Below are 5199 nucleotides of genomic sequence, written 5' to 3'. Positions count from 1 at the left end.
CCCCAGCCTCAGCCTCAGCCTCAGCCTGCACCCGCGCCTATCGCGCCAGTCGAGGTCAAACCTCAGCCCAAACCGAAATCTGAACCCATTGCCTCGTCGCGGTCCCTGACGCCGCAGGAGGCGGCTCTGCGGGAGCGCGTGCTGAACACGGTGGCCATCCCGCGGCCGCAAGGCGCGCCGTTAACGCAGCACGATTACGGCCTGATCCGTGACGAAGATGTGGAAATCCTCCACGGGGACAGGCTCCCCCGCCTGTATGAAATGGGCGAAACGCGCGACACGCTGCTGAAAGCGCTGAAAGCCTACAGCCGCGAAGACCTCAACCTGTTGTGGCCCGACCTGTTCCCGCTGGATACCGGGTGAAGAGTTTAGCCGCTGAAGATTTAGCCACGAAACGTAGTTCGGCGAAGCCAAAAACACGAAAAACACGAAACGCAGTTCAGCGCAGCCAAAAGAACTGCTGAAACGCCCGGCCCGCAGGACCCTTACCTTCGTGCGGCAAGCCCGGATGAATGGCGCTGCGCGCCGAAAGGTTTTGAACCACAGATTTCACAGATTGCACAGATTGGCGCTGCGCGCCCCTGCGTGACGCAGACACGGATAATCTGTGAAATCTGTGGTTTCTGGGCTGCGGTGACGATTTCACCTTCGCGATCTTCCTCCTGCCCATATTATGGGGAGGTGCCGAGTTTACGAGGCGGAGGGGTATCTTACGGATGGTTATACCGCTGCGTCAGCGTCGCTTCGCTCGCTGCCCATCGCTTGCGAAAGCTATACTTTCGCTACGCTATACCCCACTTCGTAGGGAGGAGAAATAGAGCGCAGACCTATGCCCCAAGCTCCCGTTCGTGCTTTTTGTGTTTTTGGTGGCTAAAATCTTTCACCGCCCCACACTCTGCCCGCAGAAATGCGGAAATCGCGCACCCACATCCGGGGTCCGGGGTCAGCTGACCCCGGAATCTTACCCCTGCCCCAAACTCAACTCACCCCAGCAGGCTGGCGGCGATATTGATGCACAGGGCGAGGATGGTGGTGTTGTAGAAGAAGGCGAAGACGGCGTGGCCGAGATTGAGGCGGCGCATGGCTTTGGAGGCGACGGAGACGTCGGCGGTCTGGGCGGCGGTGCCGATGATGAAGGCGAAATAGGCGAAGTCGAGATAGTCCGGTTCGCTGTGTTCATCGGGGAATTTGAGGGGCGGGGGCTCGGCAAGACGCAGCGCGATATAGTAGGCGTGGGCGTAGTGCAGGGCGAAGGTGGCGTGCACGAAGACCCAGGTAGTGACGATGGTGGCACCGACCAGCGCGAGGTCGAGGCCTTTGCTGAGGCCGGTTTCGCTGTGGGCGGCAATCAGTTCGCTGGCGATGGCGACGACACAGACGGCGATGGCGGCACCGGTCAGGCCCAGTATGGTCCATTTGCCGACGTCCTGGGTTTCGGCGCGGCGGCGCATGTCGGCGGTCTGGGTGCTCATCATCAGGTGGGCGAGCGCGATGAGGTAGAAGACGGCAGCGCTGTTCCACGCGATCAGCACGCTTTGCGACAGGCGCAGATCGGTGAGGGTGCCCAGAAGCGTGCCTAGCCCGCAGGCGAGCGCTATGGCGCGGCTCAGCCACGGGCGGGTGCGCAGGGTGCGGACAAAGGAAAGGGCGGACATACACGATGGTATGACCGCCCTTTGTTAAATGTCCAGCCGGGGAGGGGGTTTAAACCGTTTTCGTCACCTTGTTGAGGTGCGGCGGGCTGTCCGGATTGAGGCCGCGGGCCAGCGACAGGCGGTTGGCGAGGCGGTAGAAGCTTTGCAGGCGCAGGATGGGCTCAAGGATCGGCTCGGCGGCCAGGGCGGGCAGGGTATAGGCGCCCGGCGTCGTGTCGGCCAGCCATACGACGGCGCCGCGTCCGGCAAACTCAGCGGCCACGTCGCGCACGCCATCGCCGGCGGTGTCGGAGGTGGCGAAGGCCAGCACGGGGAAGCCTTGATTGACGATGGCCATGGGGCCATGGCGCACTTCGGCGGCGGAGAAGGCCTCGGCGTGCAGGGCGCAGGTTTCCTTGAGCTTCAGCGCCGCTTCCTGCGCCACGCCAAAGCCGTAGCCGCGACCGATAACGAACAGGTTGTTGGCCGCGGTCAGGGCGGGGAGGGCGGCGGACCAGTCGAGATCGAAGGCCTGACGCATCTGGGCGGGGAGGGCGGCCACGGCGGCCTTGAGCGTCGCGTCGTCGGCCCATTCGGCGGTCAGGGCGGCAAAACCGGCCAGAGCGGCGAGGCAGGATTTGGTGGCGGCGACCGACAGTTCCGGCCCGGCGCACAGGGGCAGGACTTCGTCGGCCAGCGTCGCCAGCGGCGCGGTTTCGTCATTAACCAGCGCCACAACGAAGGCACCGGCGGCCTTATAGGCTTCGACGGCGGTCAGAAGGTCGGGCGAGCGGCCCGATTGCGACACGGCGATGCACAGGGTTTCGGCGGCGACGACCGGGGCGGCATAGACCGAGGCCACCGACAGGGCGGCGGAGCTGACCGGCACGCCGGTCAGGGTCTCAATGACGTACTTGCCATAGGTGCAGGCGTGGTCGGAGGAACCGCGCGCGCAAGTGACGACGGCCTTCGGCGGCTGGGCCTTCAGGCGCGTGGCGATGCGGCTCAGGGTCTCGGCATTACGTTTCAGGAAGCGCTCAACCGCGTCCCCCCCTTCGGCCGCCTCACGGAACATCAGGGTCGTGGTTTCATCCAGCGGCGTGGCGACGGAGGCGAGGGACATGCAGACGGTTCCTTTGTGACGAGGCAGGTGTGTTTTTGATACCAATATTTAGCATTGGTATTACTACCGATGCGCTTTTGAGGCAAGGCCAATCGCAAAGTCGCCTTTTTCCTCATGTTCGCAGGGGGGTTTTGCGAAAAATCGCGTTTGGGGCACTCTAAAAGGATATAACCAATATTGCCATTGGGCTTTATCTGTGCCACGTTCTTATTCGTAACCGGGTTTTCCCTCATTTCCTCCCGGCCCTACTGGAGTGGTCTGCCCTTGTGGCGGCCACTCTTTTTTTTGTGTTTTTGACGAATTGGCTATCGCCGGACCAGTACCCTGACAGGCGAAAACGTGACCACAAAGACACATAACGCGCGTTACAGAGGCGATTCCGCCGCGAGTAACCCGCCGTTTCCGGGGTTACACAATTCCGTCACACAAGTTTGGGCGTTCTGTCACACAGCCTCCCTATAAGGCCGTTTGATGGCATGGGTGCGTTCAGAACGGGGTCTCCCGACGCGCCGCTGCGCTGGTCTGGAGAGATGACATGAACACTTCCACGAAATTCCGCCTGGGTCTGCTGGGCTTTACCGCTGCTGTGGCTCTGGCGGGCTGCTTTGGGGCTGACAACGTCGCTTCGCCGGGCGAAGGCGTCCTGATCGGCGGCGGCACGGGCTCCTCGTCTTCGTCTTCTTCTTCTACGTCGGGCGTCGCGGCCACTTCGTGCCCGACCGGCACCGACAATATCGGCGTCATCACGCTGGCCGGCGGTGCTCAGGCCCGCAACTGCCAGCTGCCGAACACCATCACGGGCAGCCTGACGCTGGCCAAGCTCGACGGCGTCATCTACTCGGTCTCGGGCCGCGTCAATATCGGTGAGGACATGGGTCCGAACGTCAACGCTCCTATCGCCGGCGCGCGCAAGGGCGTGCTGACCATCGAGCCGGGCGTCACCGTCTTCGGTTCGGCCGGTCTCGATTACATCGCCGTTCAGCGCGGCTCGCAAATCTTCGCCGAAGGTACGGCGGCCAACCCGATCGTCTTCACCTCCAAGAACAATGTCACCGGCGCTTCGACCTCGAACTCGATCGGCGAATGGGGCGGTCTGGTCCTCCTCGGCCGTGCGCCGTCGAACTCCTGCGCCACCGATGCGGTTCCGTCCAACCTTGACGGCTTCAACACCTGCGGCGCGTCCTTCGAAGCCGTGGCCGGTCTGAACTTCGGCGGCAACAGCCTCGCCGACAACTCCGGTACGCTGAAGTACGTGCAGGTCCGCTACACCGGCTATCAGGTCGATGTGGGCAAGGAGCTGAACGGGATCACCTTCGCCGGCGTCGGCGCGGGCACCACGGTCGATTACGTGCAGGTCTATAACTCGTCGGACGACGGCGTCGAATTCTTCGGCGGCGCGGTCAACGCCAAGCACCTCGTGCTGGTCGGCAACGACGACGAGCAGTTCGACACCGACAACACCTGGTCGGGTTCGGTGCAGTGGATGATCGCGCTTCAGGCCGCCCGCTCGACGGCGGGGTCTTTCGGCTTCGAAATGTCCTGTAATAAGGGCGGCAACGGCGGCATCCGCTCGATGTGCCCGACTTCGGCGGCGGTCAACACCGGCACCCTGCGCCCGTTCTCCTATCCGAAGGTGTCGAACGCCACCATCATCATGAAGAACACCGCCAACACTCAGGCGCTGAAGCTGGATACCGGCACCGGCCTGCTGCTGATGAACTCGATCATCCGCACCACCAGCCCGACGTCGAACTGCCTGCAAGTGCAGGACAACAATACGGTCATCGCTCAGGTCGCCTTCCGCTCGGTGATGGGCATCTGCGGCGGTATCGCTTCGGTTAGTGTCCAGACGGGTTCGTCGAACACCGGTCAGACCCTGCCGACCGTGGCTGAGGCGCAAGCCCTGTGGAACACGGGCAACATCACCCGCGTGTCTTCGGTCACCTCGGTTCTGCTGCCGACCGTCACCAACAACTCGATCGGTACGACGACGACCCTGACCAACGACATCATCAACGGCGCGACCGAAAACGCCGTCGCGGTCACCGACCCGACCATCATCAATGATGCGGCCAACAACAACCTCGGCTTCTTCACCAAGCCGACCTATATCGGTGCCGTGAAGGACGCCAGCGACACCTGGTACAAGGGTTGGACCTGCGGCATGGGCACTGGCGAGAAGTCCTGCCAGTAGCAAGCGAAAGCGCGGCGGGGGAAACCCCGCCGCAACGCGCTCTGCTCCCCAAGTCCTTCAGCAAAGGTTGATCCTATGAAACTGCAAACTCTTTCCCTCGGCGCCTTGCTGATGGCTACGACGTCTCTGGCAGCGGTGAACGCTGCCGTGGCGCAAGACCAGACTCAGACCGCTGCCGACCAGCCGGCGGAAGCCGCCACCGGCGATTCCAACGCCAGCCCGGCCAACGAAGTCACCGAAGTCGTCGT

General features: G+C 62.9%; 3 protein-coding genes and 1 pseudogene. 2 read left to right on the top strand and 2 right to left on the bottom strand.

Annotated elements, in window-relative coordinates; all coding sequences use genetic code 11:
- Positions 1–363 (top strand): annotated as a pseudogene (locus tag Q0072_RS15510) (hypothetical protein); the annotation flags it as partial.
- A 620-nt stretch (positions 364–983) separates the two neighbouring features.
- Here Q0072_RS15510 and Q0072_RS15505 read toward each other — a convergent pair.
- Complete coding sequence (locus tag Q0072_RS15505; RefSeq protein WP_298331889.1) at positions 984–1655, bottom strand: DUF1345 domain-containing protein; 672 nt, start codon at positions 1653–1655, stop codon at positions 984–986.
- Between the two features lie 49 nt (positions 1656–1704).
- Positions 1705–2757: an SIS domain-containing protein gene (locus Q0072_RS15500; protein WP_298331887.1), complete on the bottom strand. Its 1053-nt coding sequence runs from the start codon at positions 2755–2757 to the stop codon at positions 1705–1707.
- Between the two features lie 535 nt (positions 2758–3292).
- Between Q0072_RS15500 and Q0072_RS15495 the strand changes: the two genes are divergently transcribed.
- Positions 3293–4951, top strand: coding sequence for a hypothetical protein (locus Q0072_RS15495; protein ID WP_298331884.1), 1659 nt, complete (start codon positions 3293–3295; stop codon positions 4949–4951).
- Positions 4952–5199: the final 248 nt, after the last annotated feature.

Origin of the sequence: Asticcacaulis sp. (assembly GCF_027484505.1) — a bacterium.
In the GTDB taxonomy this organism is placed as follows: domain Bacteria; phylum Pseudomonadota; class Alphaproteobacteria; order Caulobacterales; family Caulobacteraceae; genus Asticcacaulis.
Note: the sequence above shows the minus strand (reverse complement) of the source record. Positions and strands in the feature narration are given on the sequence as shown.

Excerpts from the sequence above, each read along its gene's own strand:
- Q0072_RS15505 (WP_298331889.1), bottom strand. The coding sequence starts at position 1,655 with ATGTCCGCCCTTTCCTTTGTCCGCACCCTGCGCACCCGCCCGTGGCTG.
- Q0072_RS15500 (WP_298331887.1), bottom strand. The coding sequence starts at position 2,757 with ATGTCCCTCGCCTCCGTCGCCACGCCGCTGGATGAAACCACGACCCTG.
- Q0072_RS15495 (WP_298331884.1), top strand. The coding sequence starts at position 3,293 with ATGAACACTTCCACGAAATTCCGCCTGGGTCTGCTGGGCTTTACCGCT.